A 21,877-nucleotide genomic window follows, 5' to 3' on the forward strand; every position below is an offset into this window, starting at 1 on the left:
GGCTGTAAACAATAAATAAAGAAAAAGTTATTTTTTGTGTAACTTATTGAATGTGATAACAAATAAAAAGTTGGCACAGTATCTGTATTATCGTTGATGCGTTCTACAGAAATTTTGAGGACAGGATTATGGGAATTTTTACACGTTTTGCCGACATCATTAACTCCAACATCAGTGCTTTGCTCGACAAGGCAGAAGATCCAGAAAAAATGGTGCGCCTGATTATTCAGGAAATGGAAGACACCTTGGTGGAAGTTCGTTCAACCTCTGCCAAAGTGTTAGCAGAAAAGAAAGATCTGCTCCGTCGGATTGGTAAGCTGGAAGAGCAAGTGGCTGACTGGCAGGCCAAAGCGGAATTAGCTTTGACCAAAGACCGCGAAGATCTTGCCAAAGCGGCGTTGATTGAAAAGCAGAAAATTTCTGCAACTGTCGACACGCTGACAAAAGAGCTGGATGTGGTTGATGAACATATTGCTCGCCTAAAAGATGAAGTGGTGCAACTGCAAGAAAAATTGGCAGATGCCCGCGCTCGTCAAAAGAGCATCATCATGCGCAAGCAGACAGCGACTTCTCGGTTAGAAGTGAAGAAGCAGTTGGACTCAAGCAAAATTGACACTGCGATGATGAAGTTTGAGCAATATGAGCGTCGCATCGAAAACATAGAAGCTGAAGTCGAAGCCTATGAGTTAGGCAGCAAGAAAAACAAATTGGATGATGAGTTTGCTGCGTTAAAAGCGGACGACGCTGTAAGTGACGAACTGGCGGCCTTGAAAGCAAAAATCAAAGGCACAGACAGCGCTGCTAACTAATTGACGTCGGGGAGGGAAGTATGGACTTTGAAATCTTAATGGTGCCGATCATTCTATTTATGGTGATTGTCGCGCCGATCTGGTTAGTCTTGCACTATCGCAGTAAGCGTCAGGTAAGTCAGGGGTTAACCGAAGAAGAGTTCAGTCTGCTCAATGAGCTAGTCGATAAAGCAGATAAAATGACTCAGCGAATTAGCACCCTCGAGTCAATCTTAGATGCTGAGTCGCCAGAGTGGAGACAACGCCATGAACGATAAACGTACACTGTATCGCAATCGCCGTGCTGGCAAGGTCGCTGGGGTATGTGCTGGGATTGCAGAATACTTTAATCTTGAAACCTGGTTAGTACGGGTTGCCGTTGTATCGATATTCTTGCTGGGCGGTTCTGGTGTGGTGTTCGTGGCGTATATCGCGTTGTGGATGATTCTGGACGAGAAGCCGCTCAATGCGACAAACGACACATCGGACTTAGCAGTCAAGAAAAAAGTATGGCAAGCGGGGGAACCTGCAAAACAAGCGCTACAGGATGTGAGTGCAAAGTTTCATACGCTAGAAAGCAGACTTAGAGCCATTGAAACCTATGTCACCTCAGATCAATATGAGCTAAAACGGCAAATCAATAATCTCTAATCCCAAGGGCAGCTCTGCTGCCCCTTTTTTCTGGAGAGTTATGGCAGACTTTAAGCAACGTTGGCATCAACTCGAACAAAAGGCCAAGGATATTGGCTACAGGACAACCGATCGCCACCTTCGCTTGGCGGTCACGGGGTTATCCGGCGCTGGTAAAACCGCATTTATCACCTCTTTGGTAGAAAAGTTATTAACCGCAGCAACCCAACCCCCCTATGGTGGTTTGCCACTATTTTCGGTGTGCATGGAACAGCGCTTTTATGGCGCGCAGCGAGCAAGACAGCCCGATCTGAATATTGCCAGTTTTGGCTACGATGCCGCGATGCAAGCTTTACGTGCGGAACTGCCCACTTGGCCAAAATCGACCACCAATATTAGTGAACTCAGACTGGCGATTGAGTACCAGCCGAAAGCCGGATTGCTGGCAACGCTCACCGATAAAGCTACCTTGCACCTTGATATTGTGGACTACCCCGGTGAATGGCTGCTGGATTTGCCGATGTTGCGCCAAAGCTTTTATGAGTGGAGTGAGCAACTACTTGCGCCTGACAGCCCTTTAAGCCACACCTCAGCTTACGCAAGTTTTATTGCCAACTTGAAAACATTAGATGCCAAGGTTGAGCCAGCCGACGAAACGCTCGCTGCGGTCGCGGATAGTTATCGATTGGTTTTAGAAGAGTTAGTCCATCAACAGGGTTTTTATCTGGCGCAACCTGGCAGAATGCTGTTGCCTGGAGATCTGCAAGGGACACCTTTGTTGGCGTTTTTCCCGTTGCCACGAGGATTTTGGCTGGATCATCAAGGACAAACCGTGGCATCGCCCTTGGTGAGCAGTTTAGAGAAGCGTTATCGAGCATATGTTAAGCAAGTGGTAAAGCCATTCTATCAACGTTATTTTGAAGACTTTGATCGGCAATTGGTGCTGGTGGATGTGTTAGGCGCGTTAAACCGTGGGCGCGCCCAGTTTGAAGATATGGCCAATGCGCTTAACGCTTTGAATCAGAGTTTCCGTTTTGGCAAAGGGGGCTTTTGGCAGCGGTTGTTTTCTCCCAAAATTGATCGTTTGGTATTTGCTGTCAGTAAAGTCGATCAAATTACCCGTGAACAGCAAGGCAATGCGTTATCGCTACTCAAGCACCTCTTACAACCGGGGTGGCAACACGCTGATGAAAGTGGTTGCCAAGTAGAAGCCATGGCCGTGAGTGCGATTAAAACGACGCGATACGGCGTGGTAAAAGATCGCGTTTTGGGTGAAGTCTCTGTGGTCAGCGGTACCGAACTTTCTGACGATAGGCCAACGCTGACCTTATTTCCCGGTGAGGTGCCCACTCAGTTGCCGGATGATCAATTTTGGCAGCAGCAAGGGTTTCAGTTCGTTAACTTCGCACCACCGCTCATGCCTGTGGATCAGCCGTTTGATCATATTCGATTAGATCACCTATTGGAATTCTTACTAGGAGATAAGCTGTCGTGAGTCAGAGCAGATCTCAACAATCCCCTAACGCAACCGACGCGCCAAAACTGCAACAGCGTAAAGTTTTTGAACAGGCAGATATTATTGAATGGCAGGAGTTAGCACAGCCAAACTCTGCGTTTACTGAACAAGTGGAACAGTTGCCGCAACAAGCATTAAAGCCAAGGCGCTTGTCTGGGTTAACTCGGCTTGCGTTAATTGCGTTGGCCGTTGGTATTGTGACTCAGCTGTTACTGACTTTAGTCAATGCCTGGCAACAAAGCCCTTGGTTATTTGGGCTTTATAGTGTTATTACCACGATCTTAGTCTGCTGGATGCTGGCGTTAGTTGCGAAAGAATGGCGTTATCTGCGGCAGCTGAAGCGAAATGATGACGGGCAACTGGTTGCTGAGCGGTTACGAGACAGTGTGCAGATGGGCGAGTCTGCTAAGTTTATTGAGCGCATTTTAGTCAGACTTCCACATCATGCGTCGACAAGCATTCATGCGCTTAAACAAAGTCTGAACCCTGACCAAAACGATGCGGAACAGCTGCGTTTGTTCGAAACTATCGTCCTTAGCGAACGAGATGCTGCTGCGCGGGCAATCGTGCGTAAGTATGCGTTGCAATCATCGCTGATTTTGGCGGTAAGTCCGTTTGCATTGCTGGATATGGCGCTGGTGCTATGGCGCAACCAAGCGATGATCAATGAAATTGCGGCCTGTTATGGTATTGAACTTGGCTATTGGAGCCGAATTCGGTTAATCCGCGGTATCTTCTGGAACATTGTGTACGCCGGAACGACCGAGTTAATGACGGATTTTGGCAGTCAAATGTTATCAATGGAGATGACTGGCAAACTGTCGACACGTTTGGCTCAAGGCTTAGGTGGTGGACTACTGACAGCAAGGCTGGGGTTACAAGCGATGCGCTTGTGTCGGCCGATGAAATTCACGCTTAAAAATGCGCCCAGTTTGACCAAGTTACATATGGAACTGTTGTCTGAGCTCAGAAGCCGCATGGGCAGTGCAAAAACACCAGAGCAAGAGAAAACAACAATTCACGATTAAGCGTTTGGTAATTTATTAAGTGCTTGTCTACACTTTTTGAGCGGGTCAGGGATAACGGAGTGCCGACCCGCACATAGACATGGAATTTAATGGAGAAACCACGATGAAAATTGCCAAATTAGGATTGTTTGCTGCTGCGTTAGTGTTTACCCCTGTTTCGTACTCTTTATTGGCGAATGAAGCGCCAACTCCAGCAGCGGAAGTTGCACCCGCCGCGTCAGCCCCCCAAGAACTGCAGACCATAAGCATTAACACAGCGTCGGTCGCTGAGTTACAGCTGATTAAGGGAGTGGGTAAAGCCAAAGCGGAAGCGATAATTGAATATCGAGAGACTCACGGTAAGTTTGAATCGATTGAGCAGTTGGCTAATGTGAAAGGCATAGGCAAAAAGCTCATTGAGAAAAACGCGGCAATTTTATCGCTTTAGAGCTGTTGCCGTTTAGGATAAAAGTCCGCCTCGGCGGACTTTTTGTTTATGTTGTGCACAGTTGACGATGGAATAACACTTTAACCTTGATCCGCCAAGCGGCTTAATAGATAATCCACGCCGTTGTTAGAGGTTGGCGCCTTTAGCAAATTCAATGGTGACCCCAGGGTCCCCCCGCAATGATAGCTTGTGAACCCGGCCAGGCCCGGAAGGGAGCAACCGTAGCAAGTGACTCATGTGCCGGGGTGTGGCTCTGGGGGAACCTCCAATCTCGAGAAGTTCCCATCAGTTTAATCATCTTGGTTTGCAGTTAAGCGACTTTTTAAGAATGCTCGTGCTTTTTCGAGTGCTTCGTAAATTTCATTGCGCACGGCTTGTTGTTCATTCAGATCAAAATAAAAATAGGTATCAACTAAGTGGTGTACGTAACGTACCGGTAGTTGGTTTAGCGTGACACATGCTAAGTCTGCCACATAATCTTCCGGAAGTTCGTCAAGCAATCCCTCTTCAGACATGATTTCTACTAACATCACTTCGTAGTAATTACGGATATCCAGCTGCATTCCCTATTCTCCTGTTAACAGAACAACTCTGTTGCCGCGATATACAATTGGCTGTGTCTATTTACCAAGTGTAGCGTGTCGCGGCAATATCCGCCGCCAGCAACGCAAACAATTGGAATCTCTGCACGTTTTGCTATACCAAGCACTAATTGTTCGCGTTGTAATAGTCCGTGATCAGAAAGATTAATTAGCCCTAATTCGTCGCCTTGATGCACATCAACGCCAGCATCAAACATGAGTAAATCTGGCTGATAAGTATTCAGTAATAACGGCAATATGTCTGCGATAAGCTTAAGATATTCTGCATCAGCTGTACCTTTTGCAAAGGTTAAATCGTGATGAGAATGGGCTTTTCTCGCAGGGAAATTTTTGTCGCAATGCAACGAGCAACTGATGATGTCCTCTCGCTCAGCGGTGAGGGTTGCCGTACCATCGCCTTGGTGAACATCGCAATCAAAAATGAGGATCTTACGGGCGCTATTGTTGAGGATGAGTTGCCGAGCTGCAATCACTAAATCGTTGAAGATACAGAAACCACTGCCAAAGTCGGCGTGTGCATGATGGTAACCGCCACTGATTTGAATGGCGATGCCATGCTGTAACGCTAATTCTGCGCCAAGGAGTGTGCCCGCAACAGAGTGTAATGTCCTTTCAACCAAGGCGTTAGACCATGGAAAGCCAATGCGTTTTAGGCGTTTTTCATCCAGCGTGCCGTTAATAAAACCATCAACATATGCCGCGTTATGGACTTGCTTGATGAGGTCAATATCGATGGCGTTCGGTATGTGCAAAGCACAATGCTTACCAAATTGACTCTGTTGCAGCCAATCAAACAGCATGCGGTATTTTTGTATCGGAAAGCGATGCTGAGGCGGTAACGCCAGCTGTGAATAGCTGGCGTGATAGATAACCGGAATTGTCACAACTTATAGTTGTTTAATCGCCCAACTCATAAACTCTTTGCGGGTTTTTTCATCCGCTTGTTGCCACCAATATTGCAGCATTTGTTCGGCTTGAGTGGGTTGTGTTGTTGCTGAAGGCTGTGCAGTAGTAGCAACAGGTGCTGCTGTCATGGCTTCAACAGCGGTAGGTTGAGCGGCGAGCGGTTGTGGAATAGGTTTCCCCGCAGTAACTGCTGCCGCAACTGTGTCCACATCTGGACCTTTTGAGCCGCCGTTAAACAGTTTGCCAATAAATGAACTTTCTTGGATATCGGTTTGTTGGACCGAGTAATCCACTGCCGCGCCGTTTTGTTGGCTAATCACAATTTTAGGTGACTTAGCGAATGCCGGTGAGTCGATGATTTTTTGTGCAGGCGCTAATTCATAATTAGCCGATTCATCAACATTAATGGTAATGATAAATGGTGATGATTTGACAAAGTTAGGGCTTTCAGAAAGTGGGTCGTCATAGACATCGTTATAGCGGATAGCCAGCTTGTGTGTGCCACCGCTTAAGGTGATTTCCGCTTTGTGAGTGAAGTGGTTAGTTTCAATCTGAGTGCCGTCCAACGCGAGGTATTCAAATGACATAGGAATTTTAAAATTCGCGGCGAATGCTGAGGATGAACAAATCAGCGCAAACAGGGCTGAAACGGTCATTAAAGGTTTCATCGTTGCTCCTTAACAATTAGGAATGTTTATTTGGACGCTCGAATAATTGAATACGATCTTCAATATAATTAATTGCTTGTCTGCATTTCCCCAAACGCTTATGCATGGCAAGCAGGTCATTCTGAATAGCAATTTTTTCAGTAATGTGACAGATGTCAAGCTGAGCTTGCAATTGCTCAATCTTAAATTGGATTTTCTTCTCCCAGTTAAGATGCTTGTTTAGCTCCTCGTAGAGCTGGTGGCTATTGCGCATCACCCCTGCGGCAATCCACTCAAAACCTGACTCCTGATGGCGCTGCTGTAGTTTACGCTCATATACCACTTTCTTACTGTTTTTATTTTGCTGTTGCGCTTTTAAATCGATTGCGGTGGTGGCAATTGCCCGTTTCAATGCGACAAAGCGGTCGGCGATGCGTTCACAACTAGCTTGTAACACTAACGGTGATATGCCAGCCGCTAACTGCCTTTCAAGCTGTTGGATACTGGACTCTAACTGGATTATACAAGGATGCAATTTGCCGCCACTTTGATGAAACAGTGTTTGCTCAAAACGTTCCAAATGTTCTAACAGCCGCAAATCTTTCGCAGACTGAGCGTTATCGTGTTGCAGAACCTCTTGTTCTAACTGCTTCAACTGCTGCCTAAGTTTTTGAAGGAGTTGCGCTGTATTCATACCCAAGCGTTCCAACTAAGGTGAATGGCAATTGCGATAACGATAGTGATAAACAGCGGCCTGATAAAGGGTAGGCCAAAGCGAATCGCGGAGTGGGCGCCAATGTAAGAGCCCAACATCATTGATGCGCCAAGCAACAAGCCTACGCTAATATCAACTTTGCCGTGATAAAAGAAAATGGCCAGTGCCACTAAATTACTGACAAAGGTCATTGCCCGCGATAACGCACAGCTTTGTAAAAAAGACAGTTTATAAAAGACGCGGCTGGTGACAATCCACATTGAGCCTATCCCTGGGCCTGCAAAACCATCGTAGCCACCGAGTAACAGTCCTTGCGCAATCTGCCGTTTTTTGCGGGGTTGATATTTGGGGGGATGAAATTCGCCGTGGAGTACTTTTTTGAATATTAAACTGTAAATCGCCACTAAAATCACAATGATGGGCAGGATTTTTTCGAGCAAATCACCATCCACCAGATACACCAGCATACTGCCAAAAATCGCGCCCACTGCAGTGGCAATAAAGCAGGTTTTCCATAACCGTGGATCAAGCAGATGCTTTTTGTAGTAGGTATACGCTGCGGTCGAGGAACTCATGGAAGAGGCGAGCTTGTTGGTGCCCAATGATAGATGTGCTGGCATGCCCACGCTCAATAATGCGGGGATCGACAACAGACCACCCCCGCCGACTATGGCATCAATAAAACCAGCGAACACGCCTGCGCCGATGAGAAGGAACCAATTAATTGTTGAAGAAAGAATTTCCACTCAAGGCCTATTTTATTCAATCACACGGCGGAAAGGCGGCAGCGCATCAAGCAGTGATTTACCGTAACGTTTGCTCACTAATCGCCGATCAAGGATGGTAATTCGGCCATAATCTTCTTCTTTACGCAAGAGGCGACCACAACTCTGGATCAGCTTTCTTGAGGCATCCGGAATGGTCAATTGCAAAAATGGGTTGCCACCTTTGAGCTTGATGTATTCGGAATGTGCTTGTTCAACCGGTGACGTTGGCACCGCAAATGGCAGCTTAGTGACGATCAAATTGGTCAGGTATTCGCCTGGTAAATCAAGCCCTTCTGAAAAACTGCCAGTGCCAAAGATAATACTAGGTTGGCCTGCATCACAACGTGCCTTGTGGGCTTCAAGCAATGTTTGCCGCGGTGATGAGCCTTGCAGTAATGGCGTTACTGGCAGTTTCCCTTCCAATAATTGCGCGACTTTCTCCATCTGCCAATAAGACGCGAATAGCACCAGCGTGGCGGTTTCACCGTCAACAAGTTGTCTTATTTGCTTTGCCAGTTCATCGGTATACGCGTCTTCAGCGGGTTCCGTGGCCATCTTCGGCAAATACAGGGTGGCGTTATTTTCAAAATCAAATGGAGACTGTAAGGCGAGGTAGCGACTGCCATCACGCGGTGATAAACCAACCTGATAGGCAAAGTGGTCAAAACTATTAAGGGCTCTCAATGTGGCACTGCATAGCACCACACCACCGGCTTTTTCCCACAACAGGTGCTCCAGCATAAAGCCAACTTCAATCGGCGATGCACTGCATAAATAATCTTGCTGTTTGCCGTTAATCCGTTCAAACCAGCGAGCGGTAGGCGCACCTTTCGGATTATCCTCCTTCGCCATCATCTTCCACAGCTTTTGCATGTTCTCGAGCCGTTGCAGCATAAAGCCACACTCAGATACCAGTGCGTCAGCTTGATGTTTTGGCAGTTCGCCATCTTTAATGCTTTCAGATAACAGCATCTGCATTTTATTGAACTGCTTTAAAGCCTCATTAGCTGCGGTGGCTAAGTTGCCCGAAAGAATCGCCAATGCATCAGGCAGTTTGCCATTCACAAAACGCCAGCGGCCTTCTTCATTGGCAAAAAATTTCGGTTGGCTATCGCAAAAATGTGCCACTTTTTGCAATAGTGAAGATAACTCTTCTGTACGGTCTAGCATCGCTTGTGCAGGAGCAATGATGTAGTTACTTTTTATTTGGGTCTGCAGCTTGGCAGTGGTCTTCTGCAGCTTATCGAGCCAATCGCCCGCGCCGCGCAAGGTGCCCTGTGCACTTGAAAAATCTCTGGCGACAATCGGGAGATGATGGGCTTCATCGATGACATAAAATAAATCTTCTGGCGCAGGCAAAATTACGCCGCCACCCAGTTCTAGATCGGCCAACAACAAACTGTGGTTGGCAATCAGGACATCCCATTCATCCATATCTTCCCGTGCTTTATGGAATGGGCATTGGCTATGTCCAGCTAGCTGCTTGTGGCAGGAGTGTTTATCTGATGCAATTTGTTGCCACAGATGATCAGCAATCGGGAGTTTCAGTGAGTCTAATTCACCATTCCAACGCCCTTGACGATAATCGTTGAGCATTTGCTGAAACTGTTGCACTTGGCTTTGATCGGGTTTGGTCTGCCACATGGCCAACTGATCGCCACTGTTATCACCCAGCATCATCTCTAGTTTGGCGATACAGGCATAGCGTTGACGACCTTTCACTAAGCCAAATTTAAAATCGATACCACTATGTTGAAGAAAAAAGGGCAGGTCTTTATGTAAAAGTTGCTCTTGCAGCGCGACGGTTGCGGTCGAAATACACACTTTTTTATTGCTGGCCATGGCAAGTGGAATCGTGCCGAGAATGTAGGCCAACGACTTACCAATACCCGTGCCTGCCTCTATGACGATAATTTTTCGATGTTTATCGTATTCACCTGCCAGAGTCTTGGAAATCTCCGCCACCATGTAGTTTTGTTCTCGACGTGAACGAAAATTAGGGAGCGCGGTGGCAATCTGCTTGTAGATTTCGCGAATTTGCGTTTTGACGTGAGCTGCAAGCATTCAGTGCTTTCCTTTAAAAATTCCTGTATATATTAACAGTAATTACGCTGACTGATAACCGATAATTCGGACTATTGGAACGATAACTTGACTGTAGAATACCAAACGATAAGCGGACGCATACTGACGCGACATTGGCACCAGCAAAATAAGCGTAACGTATTGCAGTATTATCTGAATACCGCACGTGGCCCAGTATTGGTTGAAGTTGCCGATGCTAACCAGCCGTTTTTTGTGAGTGAACATCACGCCGCGCAGCTGCTGGCGGGGCATCATGGCGTAAATTATCGAAATGTTCCGCTTAAAAGCTTTGATGGCACGCCTGTCGCAGCGGTCTATTCACCTAGTCCTGCAACAACTCGAGCATTACTGGCCAGTGCGAGAGACAAAAATATCGCAGTTCATGAAGCCGAAATCAAACCGCAACAACGCTTTTTAATTGAGCGATTTATCGCGTTTGACGCGGAATTTTATGGTTACTTCACGTCGGATAATGGCACTCCGCTTCCCACCTTTGTTGCAACCCGAGCAAGAGCAACAACCCTAGCCGATATTGCGCTCAAAATGGTATCGCTCGATTTGGAGTGTGCAGCCGATGGCCAGCTTTACTCTGCAGCCGCGTATGGCGCGACAACCGATAACCGCGAGGCTGTACAACGGGTGTTTATGGTGGGTGAGCCCCAGCCGACAACGCAAGATATTGTGTGGTGCCAAGACGAACCGGAGTTGTTGACAGCGTTGATGGCTTGGTTTCAACACTGGGACCCAGACGTCATTATTGGTTGGTCGGTGATAGGCTTTGATTTGGCCTTGTTGACGAGAAGATGCAACGCTTTAGGCATTGCCGCACGCTTTGGACGTGCGGCGTCAAGTCTTGACTGGCTCATCGATGGCACCTATCGACCCGAAACGTTAGTGCTCCCCGGAAGGGTTGTCCTCGATGGGATTGATTGGCTCAAGGCCGCATTTTATCAATTCGATAGCTTTTCGTTGGATTTTGTCGCTAATGCTTTGTTGGGGGAGGGGAAAACGATAGTTTCCCATGCGCAGCAAAAGGTGGCTGAAATTAACCGTTTATTTGCTGATGATAAACTGTCGTTAGCGCATTACAACCTCACCGATTGCCGCTTAGTGTGGGATATTTTTGAAAAAACGGATTTGTTAGCTTTTGCCATGGCGCGGGCGCAACTAACTGGTTTGGAATTTGGCCGGGTAGGCGCATCGATCGCGGCATTTAATAATCTCTATCTACCGCATCTTCACCGTGCTGGGTTTGTTGCGCCGTCGTCCCCCGTGAGTGATGGAATAGAAAGCCCCGGTGGTTATGTCATGGACTCCATTCCGGGATTATACAAGGATATTTTGGTACTCGATTTTAAGAGCCTATACCCGTCAATTATTCGCACTTTTTTAGTCGATCCACTTGGACTTGTCACGGGGTTAACTGCAACCAATGAAGACTCAGTCGAAGGTTTTCTAGGCGCGAAATTTCATCGTAAAGGCCATATTTTGCCTGAGCTTGTTGGCAAATTGGCTAACGCGAGAGAAGAGGCGAAACAGCAGAAAAACGGAGCATTGTCGCAAGCGATTAAAATCATCATGAATTCGCTATATGGGGTATTAGGCTCCAAAGGTTGTGTATTTCACGATGCAAGGCTCGCCAGTTCCATCACCATGCGAGGCCATCAAATCATGCAGCAAACCAAACAATGGATTGAAGCAAAAGGGTTTACGGTGATTTACGGTGATACTGACTCGACGTTCATTTGGTTAGGTGAAGACCACAACATCTACGATATTCCGGCATTCGGCCGTCAGCTTGCCGCGGAAATAAATCAGTTGTGGCAGCAATTCATCCAAGAGCAGTACCAATTGCCTTCGTTTCTTGAACTGGAATTCGATAACCATTTTAGCCAGTTTCTAATGCCCACGTTACGCGGCTCTGATGAAGGTTCCAAAAAGCGCTACGTGGGAATGAAGCAAGGTGAAGACGGCCAAGATCAACTGATTTTCAAGGGAATGGAGCAAGTTCGGAGCGACTGGAGCCCGCTAGCGAAGCGTGTGCAATATGAACTCTATCGTCGGTTATTTAATCACGAAGATGTCAGCGTTTATCTACAACAGCAGATACAAGCCATCCAGCAAGGAAAGTTCGACAACGAATTAGTCTTCACCAAACGGTTGAGACGAGATATTGCAGGCTACCAGTCTAAATCGATTCCTCACGTAAAGGCTGCCCAGCGTCTCGTTGAACTCACACATGACCCCAGGAAAAGCCGCAAGGGCACACAGATCCGCTATGTGATGACCAACACCGGCGCCATGCCGATCGAAGCGCCAAATCTTAGCCCTGATTACCATTACTACATCGATAAACAGTTGCGGCCTATCGCCGAGCCAGTGCTGAACGTACTGGGGATAGAGTTTGATGAACTAATCAGTGATCAGCTTGCATTGAAGATTTGAATGCGGGGTTTAGGCAGATATTTCATCTGGTGCAGCTCAAATAATCGGTCAAATAGGAGTGTTTTAATTAAGCAATTAATGATGTGCAGACAATAGTTACAAACGTTAACATTTGGGTTGTTCGATAAATATGCAATTAAAAATTTTGAACTGACTCATGTATTTAAATATTGTTTCACAAGTACCGACCTTTTATAAGTGTTTTCTCAGTTTTTATTCATTTATTTTGCTATTTAATCAATATTTATCTAATTTGGTGATTGATAGTTTATTTTGTCTGCGTGTTATCGATAGGTGCTTGTTGTTGATAAAATGTTTCTATTGTGGTCTTATTCTCCTTAAATTTCACAGCCAGAGTTCATTTGTTACAAAAGTTGTTGGAATTCAAAGCGCACACTCAACGATGCGCAAAATTATAAGTCAAGGGAGAATTAGCATGATAGTTAAAAAAAATGCACTGGCTAATGCTGTAAGTTTAGCGATAGTTGGTGGTGTTTTTGCCGCATCATTTTCGACGGTTGTAAGAGCAGAAGAAGCTGATACTGCGAAAGTTGAACGTATTGAAGTTACCGGTTCGCGTATTAAGCGTACTGACGTCGAAACTTCCAGCCCTGTGATGGTGATGGACGCGACCCAAATCAAACAGTCAGGTTATGATCGCGTTGAAGATATTCTGAACCAATTACCTCAAATTGAAGCCGCAGAAAACTCATTCTTGGCAAACGGCGCAACAGGTACTGCGACACTCGACTTACGTGGCTTGGGTTCAAACCGTACGTTGGTGTTGATCAATGGTCGTCGTATGCAAGCGGGTAGTATTTATTCCCAATCTGCTGACGTAAACCAAATCCCTGCATCATTGATTAAGCGCGTTGAAGTGCTGACTGGTGGTGCCGCAGCGGTATATGGTGCTGACGCTGTAGCCGGTGTTGTTAACTTCGTTATGAATGACGATTTCGAAGGTTTTCAATTAAATGCTGGTGCATCAGGTTATCAACATAACAATGACAATAAGTATATCCAAGGATTGATGGATAATCGTGGTTATGATTATCCAGAAGGTTCTAGTGGTGTAGATGGTAAGGCTTATTCAATCGACCTTACTATGGGTGGCAATTTTGCTGAAGACAAAGGTCATGCGACTGTGTACGCCGTGTGGCGTCGTAACGATGAACTGAAACAAGGTACTCGTGACTACTCTTCATGTGCCTTGAACTCAGGCGGTACAGCTTGTGGTGGTTCGTCTACTGCACCTATCCCTTACTTTGATATTTTCCCTGTTGTAGACGGTGAAGTCGATTTTACTCAGGAATACTGGGGACACTTAGATCCTAATGGCCCAGGGTTTGTTGAAGATGATGGCTATCGTTACAACTATGCGCCTGTAAACCATTTCATGCGTCCTAACGAGCGTTTTTCTGCTGGTGCATTCGTTAACTACGAAGTGAATGATTATTTCCGTCCTTACATGGAAGTTTCATTCATGCACAACCGCACCGCGGGTCAAATTGCTGAGTCAGGTACTTTCTTCAACAACGAGCTGTTAATGGATTACAACAATCCATTGATGAATGATGCTCAAAAAGCACAATTACAAGAATACTTCGGTCAAACTCCTGATGACCAATTCGTAATGTACATTGGTAAGCGTAACGTAGAAGGTGGTCCTCGTTCTGATAACTTGGAACACACTTCTTATCGTATTCTGACCGGTGTTGAAGGTGATCTGAACGATTCTTGGAGCTATGACATTAGCTACAACTATTCGGCAACAACGTCTAGCTCTATCTACATCAACGACCTGTTGGCCACTCAGATTCCTGATCGTGTAGGTGCTGTGGGTACTGAGTGCGTTGAAGAAGATGGTTGTTTGTACTACAACGTATTTGAAGTTGGTGGTGTTACGGCTGAACAAGCTGACCAACTGACTGGTGTTGGTACTCTGAACGGTATTGTTAAGCAAGCTATCTACAACGGTTTTGTGTCAGGTGAGTTTGATTTCGGTTTACCAACCACAACCAATACAATCGGTGCAGTGTTCGGTTTGGAACGTCGTGAATTAGACTACGAAAGAACTGCTGACACCATCTATTCTGAAGGTCTGTTGCTGGGACAAGGTGGTCCAACTGAAAACTTGTCAGGTGAAATTAACGTAAACGAAGTATTTGCGGAATTCGCTGTACCTGTTCTTGATACCTTGAACGTTAACTTAGCAGGTCGTCTGTCAGACTTCTCAACCACCGGAACCGATTTCACGTACTCGGTAGGTGCTGATTACACAGTTGCTGATGCATATAAATTCCGTGCGAGCTATGCAAAAGCTGTACGTGCACCTAATGTGAGTGAATTGTTCTCAAGCAACGGTTTAGGACTGTGGGATGGTGATGACCCATGTGGTGGCGCAGCAGGCGAAATTCTGAGTGCAGAACAATGTGCTCGTACCGGTGTGTCCGCAAGTCAATACGGTAACATCACTGACTCTCCAGCTAACCAATACAATGAGATGTCTGGTGGTAACACAGAGCTGGAGCCAGAAGAAGCAAAAACTTACACAGTAGGTGTCGTTGCCAACCCATTCGATACCTTCCACGTGTCTGTTGACTATTTCCGCATCGAAATGGAAAAAGTTATTGATACTATCGGTGCTTCAACAATTCTGGAAAACTGTGCGTTAACTGGCGATGCGACTTTCTGTGATAACGTTGTTCGTAGCCCATCTGGTAGCCTGTGGTTAGGCCAAGAAGGTTATGTTAATAATGCATTAGCTAACATCGGTGGTCGTACTTGGGAAGGTGTCGACATCAACAGTGGTTATAAATACGACATCTTCAATGGTACCTTGGCACTTTCTTTGAACGGCTTCTACAGCATGAAGAAAGAAATTGAACCAATCTTAGGTGACAGTGAACTGGCATATGACTGCTCTGGTAAAATCAGCTCAGCATGCTTTGCATCTCCTAAGTGGCGTCATACTTTAAATGCAGAGTATATTGCAGAAGATTACAGCGTAGCGTTGAAATGGCGCTACTACGGCAAGGTTGATTATGAAGGTAGTGTAGACGTACTGACTGCGGATGGTATTTCTTCATATAGCTTCTTTGACTTGTCCGGTAACTATGCTGTGAACGACTACCTGACTGTAACTGCTGGTGTTAACAACATTTTCGATAAAGAACCTCCAATGGTTGGTGGTACATTATCTACAAACGCTAACACCGTAGCTGGTTTCTATGACTCACTAGGTCGTTTCATGTTTATGAGTGTTGGTCTGAAGTTCTAATTTAGATTAGGCAACGGAACACTTAACTAGAATAAGTAGTTAATCGGAAAGGCCACTCGAGAGAGTGGCCTTTTTATTTATTGAATTATAAGGCTATTTATGATGGAAGATGCTTTGCGGTTACTTTGTTGGCACCGTTTTAAAGAGTAAATTCTGAAGTGGATAAGAGTAAAACTTTCACTTTTAGAAATTTACCTCTTTATGAGTCATTTTCGGCTCGTTTTTCCCCTGATTCCGTGTTGACACAACTCGGGCTTTTATGAAATGATTCAGGCGGGTCTATGCCTCTAGTAGGTATAGAAAAGGGAAGAAAAATCTAACAATCACAACAGAAAGATGTACTTAGAAATGTAAGTCAATCTTGTAAGTTGACTACATTGGCTAAGTTGAATTGTTTATTCACTTCAAATTGGTTGGGAACTATGTCCAAGGTAAGCAATAGAACAAAAATCGCTTCTGCGCTTGTTGGCGCGCTGGCACTTGCCAGTAGCAACTTCGTTGTTGCTGAGCCATTGACTGATGCTCAAGCAGCAGCACGTCAATTGCACGGTGATGCAGCACAGTCTCAAGCGAAAATCGATAAATATTTCGATCAAGCACAAGACATGTTGTTTGAATACTCATCTGTAGCAGATCAAAGAGAATCTTTGAAAGGCTATAATGACTATTTGGCAACGTTGGTCGCAGACCAAGAAAAAACCATGAAAGGCATCCAAGATGACATCAATGGCGTAGATCGTCTGCGTCAAGGTGTTGTGCCATTGATGTTCAAAATGGTTGAAAACCTCGAAAAATTCGTAGCGTTAGATCTTCCTTTCCGTGCTGAAGACCGTAAAGCTCGCGTAGAAAACCTGAAAAACGTACTGAACACTGCTGAAGTTACTTTGGCAGAAAAGTTCCGTTTGATTCTGGATGCATACGCAATCGAGCGTGACTACGGTAACTTCGTTGACGTTGAAACTGGTAAGCTGAACCTCGATGGTAAAGAAGTACTGGTTGACTACTTCCGCTTAGGCCGCGTGTCTCTATATGCACAAAGCTTGGATCAGAAGAAAGCCTGGATGTTTAACCCAGAAACCAAAGCTTGGGATTCTCTGGACGATAGCTATCTGCGTGACATCACCAAAGGCATTCGCATTGCTCGTAAACAAGGGGCAATGGATCTGTTCGCATTACCTGTTCCAGCTGCGGAGGCTGCACAATAATGAAGAAGTTAATCACCTCAGCATTGATCGCTGCTAGTTTCACTTTGACTGCTGGAATCGCTCACGCGGAAACAGCACCAAAGACCATTGATCAGTTACTTCAACAGATCAAAGTAGAACGCGCAAACCAAGGTAAAGTTAACTCTAAACGCGAAGCTGAATTCCAAGCTGAACGTGGTGATAAAGCTGCGTTGCTGAAGAAAGAGAAAGATGCTCTTGCTGCAGAAACTAAGCGCGGTAAAGACTTGAACCAAGCGTTTATCGATAACGAACACAAGATCGCTCAGTTAGAAGCTGATCTGAAAACCGCTCAAGGTGACTTGGGTGAAATGTTCGGTGTGGTTAAAGGTGAAGCTGGTGATTTCGCTGGCAAACTGATCAACTCAAACGTAAGCGCGCAATTCCCAGGCCGTGACAAATTCATCACTGAACTGGGTGCTCGTAAGCAACTGCCAAAAATTGAAGAATTGGAACAATTCTGGGAAGAAGAACTGTTCGAAATCACTCAAGGCGGTAAAGTTGTTAAATTCAACGCTTCTGTGACTGATATCGACGGTAACGTTGAATCAACTACAGTGACTCGTATCGGTGCGTTCAACTTGATCGCAGACGGTAAGTACGTTGTATGGAAGCCAGACTTGGGTATCATCCAAGAACTGTCTCAACAACCAGACAGCCACATCGTGAGCGCAGCTGGTGAATTTGAAAAAGCAACTTCAGGTACTACAGCGGTTTATATCGACCCAGCTCGTGGTACTTTGCTGAACATCTTCACTCAGAAAGCAAGCATGATGGAGCGTATCGAAGCGGGTGGTATCATCGGTTATATCATCATCGCTCTGTTGATCTTCGGTCTGTTGATTGCTGTTGAGCGTCTGCTGAGTCTGACTCTGGTTGGCATGAAAGTTAAATCTCAAGCTAAAAACGTTGAGAATCCAGGCAACAACCCACTGGGTCGTATCCTGAAAGTTTACACTGCTAACAAAGACGTTGACGTTGACACTCTGGAACTGAAACTGGACGAAGCGATTCTGAAAGAAACTCCAGCGCTGGAAGCTCGTATTTCAATCATCAAAGTATTGGCTGCAATTGCTCCTATGATGGGTCTGCTTGGTACCGTAACCGGTATGATCGCAACCTTCCAAAGTATCCAGTTGTTCGGTACTGGTGATCCAAAATTGATGGCGGGTGGTATCTCTATGGCACTGGTAACGACCGTTCAAGGTCTGGTTGCTGCGTTGCCGCTGATGCTGGTTCACGCCGTTGTTGTTGCTCGTAGTAAGTCAGTTGTTCAAATTCTTGAAGAACAAAGTGCTGGTATTATTGCGGAACACGCTGAGAAGAGGGCTGACTAATGATGCTATACCTGATGGACATTTGGGATGCCGTCAGGGGCTTCATGGCCACCGGGGGCGACGTCCTCTGGTTGGTAGCAGTGGTGCTGTTCCTCATGTGGGTGATGATGCTGGAACGCTATTGGTACGTGACTTGGATTGTACCAAAAGCGCATAAAGCTATCGTTGCTACATGGATGGCAAGAGAAGAAAGACACTCTTGGTACGCTCAGCGCATCCGTGAAGCTTGGGTTTCCCGAGCGAAGCAAGATATGAATGCACGTATGCTGATTATCAAAACTTTAGTAGCTATCTGTCCGATGATCGGTCTGCTAGGTACGGTAACAGGGATGATTTCAGTGTTCGATGTGATGGCAACTCAGGGTACTAGTAATGCCCGTTTGATGGCTGCTGGTATTTCATTAGCAACGATGCCAACTTTGGCTGGTATGGTTGCGGCGCTTTCAGGTGTGTTCTTTAGCACACGTCTGGATTCGAAAATGAAAATCCGCTTAGAACGCCTGAAAGATAAATTGCCTCAGCATTAAAGAGAGATTGAACATGGCACGTAAAAAGCATTCAAATGTAGATGAAGAAGCACAGGTAGATATGACTCCGATGTTGGACATCGTGTTCATCATGCTGATCTTCTTCATCGTGACTACATCGTTTGTGAAGCCATCTGGCCTTGACTACAACAAGCCAAAAGCTTCTCAAGCAACTTCAAAACCATCGGCAAACATCTTTATTGGCGTGAGCAAAACTGGCGTCATTATGATGGAAAACCGTCAGGTTGATATTGAACGTGTTTCAGCAAACGTTGAACGTATGTTGGCTGAAGCACCGGAAGCTGCAGTATTGATCCAGGCTGACAAAGAAGCTCAACACGGCTTAGTTGTGAAAGTGATGGACCAAGTTAAGTCAGCTGGTGTGGATAAAATTTCGGTATCGGCGGGGAAAGACTAATTATGTTAAGAGCACTAGTATCTATCATTATTGGTGCTGCTGTGACATTTGGTCTGTTTTGGTTTATGGCAACATTGGTTGGTGGCGGCGCACAACGCGCCGACACCGGTGCCGATACGCCGACTATCGAGATCACAATGGATAGGCAGGACAGTAAGGCCCAAGAGAAACCTAGGGATCCTCCTAAGCCGCCTCCACCACCACAAGAGCCTCCTCAGTTAGAAGAGACTCCGCCTGACAGCAGTAGCAACATGGACATGAGCATGAACTTCTCCATGGGTTCTGTTGCTGCAGGTGGTCCTAGCACTGGGTTTAAACTGGGCAATATGATGACTCGCGATGGTGACGCAACACCAATCGTGCGTATCGAACCTCAGTACCCTATGGCTGCGGCTCGTGACGGTAAGGAAGGTTGGGTTCAACTGAGCTTTACAATTAACGAAATTGGTGGTGTTGATGACGTTCAAGTTATTAACGCAGAACCAAAGCGTATTTTCGACCGCGAAGCGATTCGTGCGCTGCGTAAATGGAAATACAAGCCAAAAGTTGTCGACGGTAAGGCTGTTAAACAACCTGGTTTGACCGTTCAACTCGACTTTAAACTGAACAAAGGTTAAGGGGAAAAGCATGCGTAAGGTTTCGATCCTTGCAGCTACTATGCTGCTAGCCTTTACCGGTAGTGCGTTAGCAGCTGACAAGTGTCCAATCGATGCTCGTCAATCGAAAGCAGTTGGCGAAAGCACTGGTCGTAAGGTTCAAAAGTCGTTTGAAGCGTATCAAGCCGGCAACATTGATGAAGCGATTAGTGTTTTGCTAGAAGCTTCTCCAAAAGGCGATTTTGACGTCGCTTATGTTGCACGTATGTTGGGTAACTTCTACGCAGAAAAAGGCCAGATGGACAAGTCCATCAAATACCTGAAGACGGCTGTTGATGCTGACGTCCTCGGTGGTGTTGACCACGCTTCTACTCTTCGTCTGTATGCAGACTTGTTGCTGCAAGAGAAAAAGTACAAAGAAGCGATCAGCTACTACCGTAAATGGATGGATTTCAGCTGTAAAACTGACGCTACCGTTTACCGTCGTATCGCTATTGCTTACACCGAGTTGAAGCAATGGGAAGATGCGTTAAAAACGGTTAACGAAGGTATTAAACTTTCAGATAAGCCAGATAAAGGCTTGTACCAACTGAAATTCCAAGCTTTGTTCAGTATGAAAAAGTACAAGGAAGCTGTTGGTGTTCTGGAAGTAATGGTGCCGCTGTTCCCAGAAGACAAGCGTCTTTGGGTTCAGTTAGCTCAGCTTTATCTGTTGATTGAAGACTATGACAAAGCGCTTGATACCTATGAAATTGCATATCAAGGTGAGTTTTTAGAATCTGCTGACAACTTTGTGCGTTTGTCACAGTTGTTAGGTTCTAAAGGTAATCCACACCGTGGTGCGGTTTTATTAGAAAAGAACATTAAAGCGGGTGTAGTGCCGAAAGATGAAAAGAACTTTTCTATTTTGGCCGGGCTTTATCATCAAGCAAAAGATCTGACTCAAGCGGCAGCGGCTTATGGCCAAGCTGCGGAATTAGCAAAAAGTGGTGGTGGTAAGCTGTATTTGAAACAAGGACGTTTACTGTCTTTGGATCAAAAATACTCAGCTGCGGTTGGTGTTCTTGAGAAAGCTCTAGAGGCTGGAATCGATAACCCAGGCGAAGCCCAGTTTGAATTGGCGTTGGCTTATTTGAACTTGAAAAACTACAAGTCTGCTTATAAGTACGCTCAGTTAGCATCTAACGATAGTAAGACTGCTAAAACAGCGAAAAGCTATATGTCCTATATTAAGGACAAAGCTAAGCTGCACAATGTCTCTATCTAAGCGTTAGTCTCGAAAAAGCCCCTGTAAAAGGGGCTTTTTTTATGCCTTTTTTACGCCATTAAGTGATCTAACACTTTGATACTCAGCTCTGCTTGTAAAACATCCTTTTCAGTTGATTGTTAATGGAGCTTGTCTTTAGTTAAGGTATCAATTACACAATTTTTGTGGTTGTCTGTATTAATGTGGATCTCTGGATGGTGAAGTAGTTCATCCACTGTCATAAACAGCCGCTCAGGTTTCAATTCTTTATCTGGCACGCAAACACAGGCCACTATTGTGCTTTCAATACCTACCCCATGTGCATTTCGGTAATCGGCGGAAAAATGGCTTAGCTGCTCATTAATGCGGTGAATCACCCGCTCAGTACCGCTTTCATCGGTATTGAAAAGTCCAACCGCAAATATGTGCTGATTCATGCGAGCCAGCATGTCAGTCGCGCGTAACAAACTCTGTTGTATTTTAGATGTATAAAACTCTAACAAATGCGGTTCTATATTGTTTTCATGCAATAAGGGGTGAATATACAATAGCGATAACGTTTGCTTGTCGCGTAGATGCCTAAACCATTCGCGATGAAATACTTCCATAAAATAGGTTTGGTTATAAACACCGGTTTCCGGATCCCTGAAACCGGAGTTATTGAATGAATAAATCATACCGGTTACCTCGTTTC

At 45.6% G+C, this 21,877-nt stretch carries 21 protein-coding genes and 1 other RNA gene; 15 read left to right on the plus strand and 7 right to left on the minus strand.

Features of this window, described 5'->3' with window-relative positions:
• The first annotated feature begins 128 nt into the window (after window positions 1-128).
• The 7 genes from pspA (at window position 129) to ffs (ending at window position 4,649) form a co-directional block, all read left to right on the plus strand.
• Complete coding sequence (gene pspA / locus JYB87_RS06725; protein ID WP_207356107.1) at window positions 129-809, plus strand: phage shock protein PspA; 681 nt, start codon at window positions 129-131, stop codon at window positions 807-809.
• Between the two features lie 20 nt (window positions 810-829).
• Window positions 830-1,066 carry an envelope stress response membrane protein PspB gene (pspB, locus tag JYB87_RS06730; protein WP_207356108.1) on the plus strand — a complete coding sequence of 79 codons (237 nt, stop codon included), beginning with the start codon at window positions 830-832 and terminating at the stop codon, window positions 1,064-1,066.
• Window positions 1,056-1,439, plus strand: a complete 384-nt coding sequence (pspC, locus tag JYB87_RS06735) for an envelope stress response membrane protein PspC (RefSeq protein ID WP_207356109.1) — start codon at window positions 1,056-1,058, stop codon at window positions 1,437-1,439. The genes pspB and pspC overlap by 11 nt, the downstream gene beginning before the upstream one ends.
• A 40-nt stretch (window positions 1,440-1,479) precedes the next feature.
• Window positions 1,480-2,913 carry a YcjX family GTP-binding protein gene (locus JYB87_RS06740; protein ID WP_207356110.1) on the plus strand — a complete coding sequence of 478 codons (1,434 nt, stop codon included), beginning with the start codon at window positions 1,480-1,482 and terminating at the stop codon, window positions 2,911-2,913.
• The gene (locus tag JYB87_RS06745; protein ID WP_207356111.1) at window positions 2,910-3,962 is read left to right on the plus strand and encodes a TIGR01620 family protein; all 1,053 of its coding nucleotides are present in this window, start codon (window positions 2,910-2,912) and stop codon (window positions 3,960-3,962) included. The genes JYB87_RS06740 and JYB87_RS06745 overlap by 4 nt, the downstream gene beginning before the upstream one ends.
• A 103-nt stretch (window positions 3,963-4,065) precedes the next feature.
• Window positions 4,066-4,389: a ComEA family DNA-binding protein gene (locus tag JYB87_RS06750; RefSeq protein WP_228729962.1), complete on the plus strand. Its 324-nt coding sequence runs from the start codon at window positions 4,066-4,068 to the stop codon at window positions 4,387-4,389.
• Between the two features lie 163 nt (window positions 4,390-4,552).
• Window positions 4,553-4,649, plus strand: an RNA gene (ffs, locus tag JYB87_RS06755) — signal recognition particle sRNA small type.
• A gap of 30 nt (window positions 4,650-4,679) precedes the next feature.
• Here ffs and JYB87_RS06760 read toward each other — a convergent pair.
• Genes JYB87_RS06760 through dinG form a run of 6 tightly spaced genes read right to left on the minus strand, consistent with a single transcriptional unit; the run spans window position 4,680 to window position 10,090 of the window.
• Window positions 4,680-4,952: a late competence development ComFB family protein gene (locus tag JYB87_RS06760; RefSeq protein ID WP_207356113.1), complete on the minus strand. Its 273-nt coding sequence runs from the start codon at window positions 4,950-4,952 to the stop codon at window positions 4,680-4,682.
• Between the two features lie 14 nt (window positions 4,953-4,966).
• Window positions 4,967-5,875 (minus strand): histone deacetylase family protein, encoded by a 909-nt coding sequence (locus JYB87_RS06765; protein WP_228729963.1) that lies wholly within the window; start codon window positions 5,873-5,875, stop codon window positions 4,967-4,969.
• A gap of 3 nt (window positions 5,876-5,878) precedes the next feature.
• Window positions 5,879-6,565: a DUF2057 domain-containing protein gene (locus JYB87_RS06770; protein WP_207356114.1), complete on the minus strand. Its 687-nt coding sequence runs from the start codon at window positions 6,563-6,565 to the stop codon at window positions 5,879-5,881.
• Between the two features lie 16 nt (window positions 6,566-6,581).
• Window positions 6,582-7,238 carry a primosomal replication protein gene (locus tag JYB87_RS06775; protein ID WP_207356115.1) on the minus strand — a complete coding sequence of 219 codons (657 nt, stop codon included), beginning with the start codon at window positions 7,236-7,238 and terminating at the stop codon, window positions 6,582-6,584.
• Window positions 7,235-8,005 (minus strand): sulfite exporter TauE/SafE family protein, encoded by a 771-nt coding sequence (locus JYB87_RS06780; RefSeq protein WP_207356116.1) that lies wholly within the window; start codon window positions 8,003-8,005, stop codon window positions 7,235-7,237. The genes JYB87_RS06775 and JYB87_RS06780 overlap by 4 nt, the downstream gene beginning before the upstream one ends.
• 12 nt (window positions 8,006-8,017) lie before the next feature.
• On the minus strand, window positions 8,018-10,090 hold the full coding sequence (gene dinG, locus JYB87_RS06785; RefSeq protein ID WP_207356117.1) for an ATP-dependent DNA helicase DinG: 2,073 nt from the start codon (window positions 10,088-10,090) through the stop codon (window positions 8,018-8,020).
• 87 nt (window positions 10,091-10,177) lie between these two features.
• Between dinG and JYB87_RS06790 the strand changes: the two genes are divergently transcribed.
• The 8 genes from JYB87_RS06790 to JYB87_RS06825 all read left to right on the plus strand — a co-directional run bounded on the left by JYB87_RS06790 (window position 10,178) and on the right by JYB87_RS06825 (window position 21,204).
• Complete coding sequence (locus JYB87_RS06790) at window positions 10,178-12,556, plus strand: DNA polymerase II (RefSeq protein ID WP_207356118.1); 2,379 nt, start codon at window positions 10,178-10,180, stop codon at window positions 12,554-12,556.
• Window positions 12,557-12,992: 436 nt separating this feature from the next.
• Entirely contained in the window at window positions 12,993-15,836 is a 2,844-nt protein-coding gene (locus tag JYB87_RS06795) for a TonB-dependent receptor domain-containing protein (protein WP_207356119.1), read from the plus strand.
• A gap of 422 nt (window positions 15,837-16,258) precedes the next feature.
• Entirely contained in the window at window positions 16,259-17,041 is a 783-nt protein-coding gene (locus tag JYB87_RS06800) for a DUF3450 domain-containing protein (protein ID WP_207356120.1), read from the plus strand.
• Window positions 17,041-18,396, plus strand: a complete 1,356-nt coding sequence (locus JYB87_RS06805) for a MotA/TolQ/ExbB proton channel family protein (RefSeq protein WP_207356121.1) — start codon at window positions 17,041-17,043, stop codon at window positions 18,394-18,396. The genes JYB87_RS06800 and JYB87_RS06805 overlap by 1 nt, the downstream gene beginning before the upstream one ends.
• The gene (locus JYB87_RS06810) at window positions 18,396-18,923 is read left to right on the plus strand and encodes a MotA/TolQ/ExbB proton channel family protein (protein WP_207356122.1); all 528 of its coding nucleotides are present in this window, start codon (window positions 18,396-18,398) and stop codon (window positions 18,921-18,923) included. The genes JYB87_RS06805 and JYB87_RS06810 overlap by 1 nt, the downstream gene beginning before the upstream one ends.
• A gap of 13 nt (window positions 18,924-18,936) precedes the next feature.
• On the plus strand, window positions 18,937-19,341 hold the full coding sequence (locus JYB87_RS06815; RefSeq protein ID WP_207356123.1) for an ExbD/TolR family protein: 405 nt from the start codon (window positions 18,937-18,939) through the stop codon (window positions 19,339-19,341).
• A 2-nt stretch (window positions 19,342-19,343) separates the two neighbouring features.
• A complete protein-coding gene (locus JYB87_RS06820) occupies window positions 19,344-19,958 on the plus strand; it encodes an energy transducer TonB (RefSeq protein ID WP_207356124.1) in 615 nt (204 codons plus the stop codon).
• 10 nt (window positions 19,959-19,968) lie between these two features.
• Window positions 19,969-21,204, plus strand: coding sequence for a tetratricopeptide repeat protein (locus tag JYB87_RS06825; protein ID WP_207356125.1), 1,236 nt, complete (start codon window positions 19,969-19,971; stop codon window positions 21,202-21,204).
• Window positions 21,205-21,323: 119 nt separating this feature from the next.
• Here the strand turns inward: JYB87_RS06825 and JYB87_RS06830 are convergent, their stop codons facing one another.
• Window positions 21,324-21,860 (minus strand): GGDEF domain-containing protein, encoded by a 537-nt coding sequence (locus JYB87_RS06830; protein WP_207356126.1) that lies wholly within the window; start codon window positions 21,858-21,860, stop codon window positions 21,324-21,326.
• Window positions 21,861-21,877 lie beyond the last annotated feature (17 nt).

The sequence above is a fragment of the Shewanella avicenniae genome (genome assembly GCF_017354945.1).
Taxonomy (GTDB): Bacteria; Pseudomonadota; Gammaproteobacteria; order Enterobacterales; family Shewanellaceae; genus Shewanella; species Shewanella avicenniae.

Coding starts and splice junctions, on each gene's coding strand:
- pspA (WP_207356107.1), top strand. CDS start 129: ATGGGAATTTTTACACGTTTTGCCGACATCATTAACTCCAACATCAGT.
- pspB (WP_207356108.1), top strand. CDS start 830: ATGGACTTTGAAATCTTAATGGTGCCGATCATTCTATTTATGGTGATT.
- pspC (WP_207356109.1), top strand. CDS start 1,056: ATGAACGATAAACGTACACTGTATCGCAATCGCCGTGCTGGCAAGGTC.
- JYB87_RS06740 (WP_207356110.1), top strand. CDS start 1,480: ATGGCAGACTTTAAGCAACGTTGGCATCAACTCGAACAAAAGGCCAAG.
- JYB87_RS06750 (WP_228729962.1), top strand. CDS start 4,066: ATGAAAATTGCCAAATTAGGATTGTTTGCTGCTGCGTTAGTGTTTACC.
- JYB87_RS06760 (WP_207356113.1), bottom strand. CDS start 4,952: ATGCAGCTGGATATCCGTAATTACTACGAAGTGATGTTAGTAGAAATC.
- JYB87_RS06770 (WP_207356114.1), bottom strand. CDS start 6,565: ATGAAACCTTTAATGACCGTTTCAGCCCTGTTTGCGCTGATTTGTTCA.
- JYB87_RS06775 (WP_207356115.1), bottom strand. CDS start 7,238: ATGAATACAGCGCAACTCCTTCAAAAACTTAGGCAGCAGTTGAAGCAG.
- dinG (WP_207356117.1), bottom strand. CDS start 10,090: ATGCTTGCAGCTCACGTCAAAACGCAAATTCGCGAAATCTACAAGCAG.
- JYB87_RS06795 (WP_207356119.1), top strand. CDS start 12,993: ATGATAGTTAAAAAAAATGCACTGGCTAATGCTGTAAGTTTAGCGATA.
- JYB87_RS06800 (WP_207356120.1), top strand. CDS start 16,259: ATGTCCAAGGTAAGCAATAGAACAAAAATCGCTTCTGCGCTTGTTGGC.
- JYB87_RS06805 (WP_207356121.1), top strand. CDS start 17,041: ATGAAGAAGTTAATCACCTCAGCATTGATCGCTGCTAGTTTCACTTTG.
- JYB87_RS06810 (WP_207356122.1), top strand. CDS start 18,396: ATGATGCTATACCTGATGGACATTTGGGATGCCGTCAGGGGCTTCATG.
- JYB87_RS06815 (WP_207356123.1), top strand. CDS start 18,937: ATGGCACGTAAAAAGCATTCAAATGTAGATGAAGAAGCACAGGTAGAT.
- JYB87_RS06820 (WP_207356124.1), top strand. CDS start 19,344: ATGTTAAGAGCACTAGTATCTATCATTATTGGTGCTGCTGTGACATTT.
- JYB87_RS06825 (WP_207356125.1), top strand. CDS start 19,969: ATGCGTAAGGTTTCGATCCTTGCAGCTACTATGCTGCTAGCCTTTACC.
- JYB87_RS06830 (WP_207356126.1), bottom strand. CDS start 21,860: ATGATTTATTCATTCAATAACTCCGGTTTCAGGGATCCGGAAACCGGT.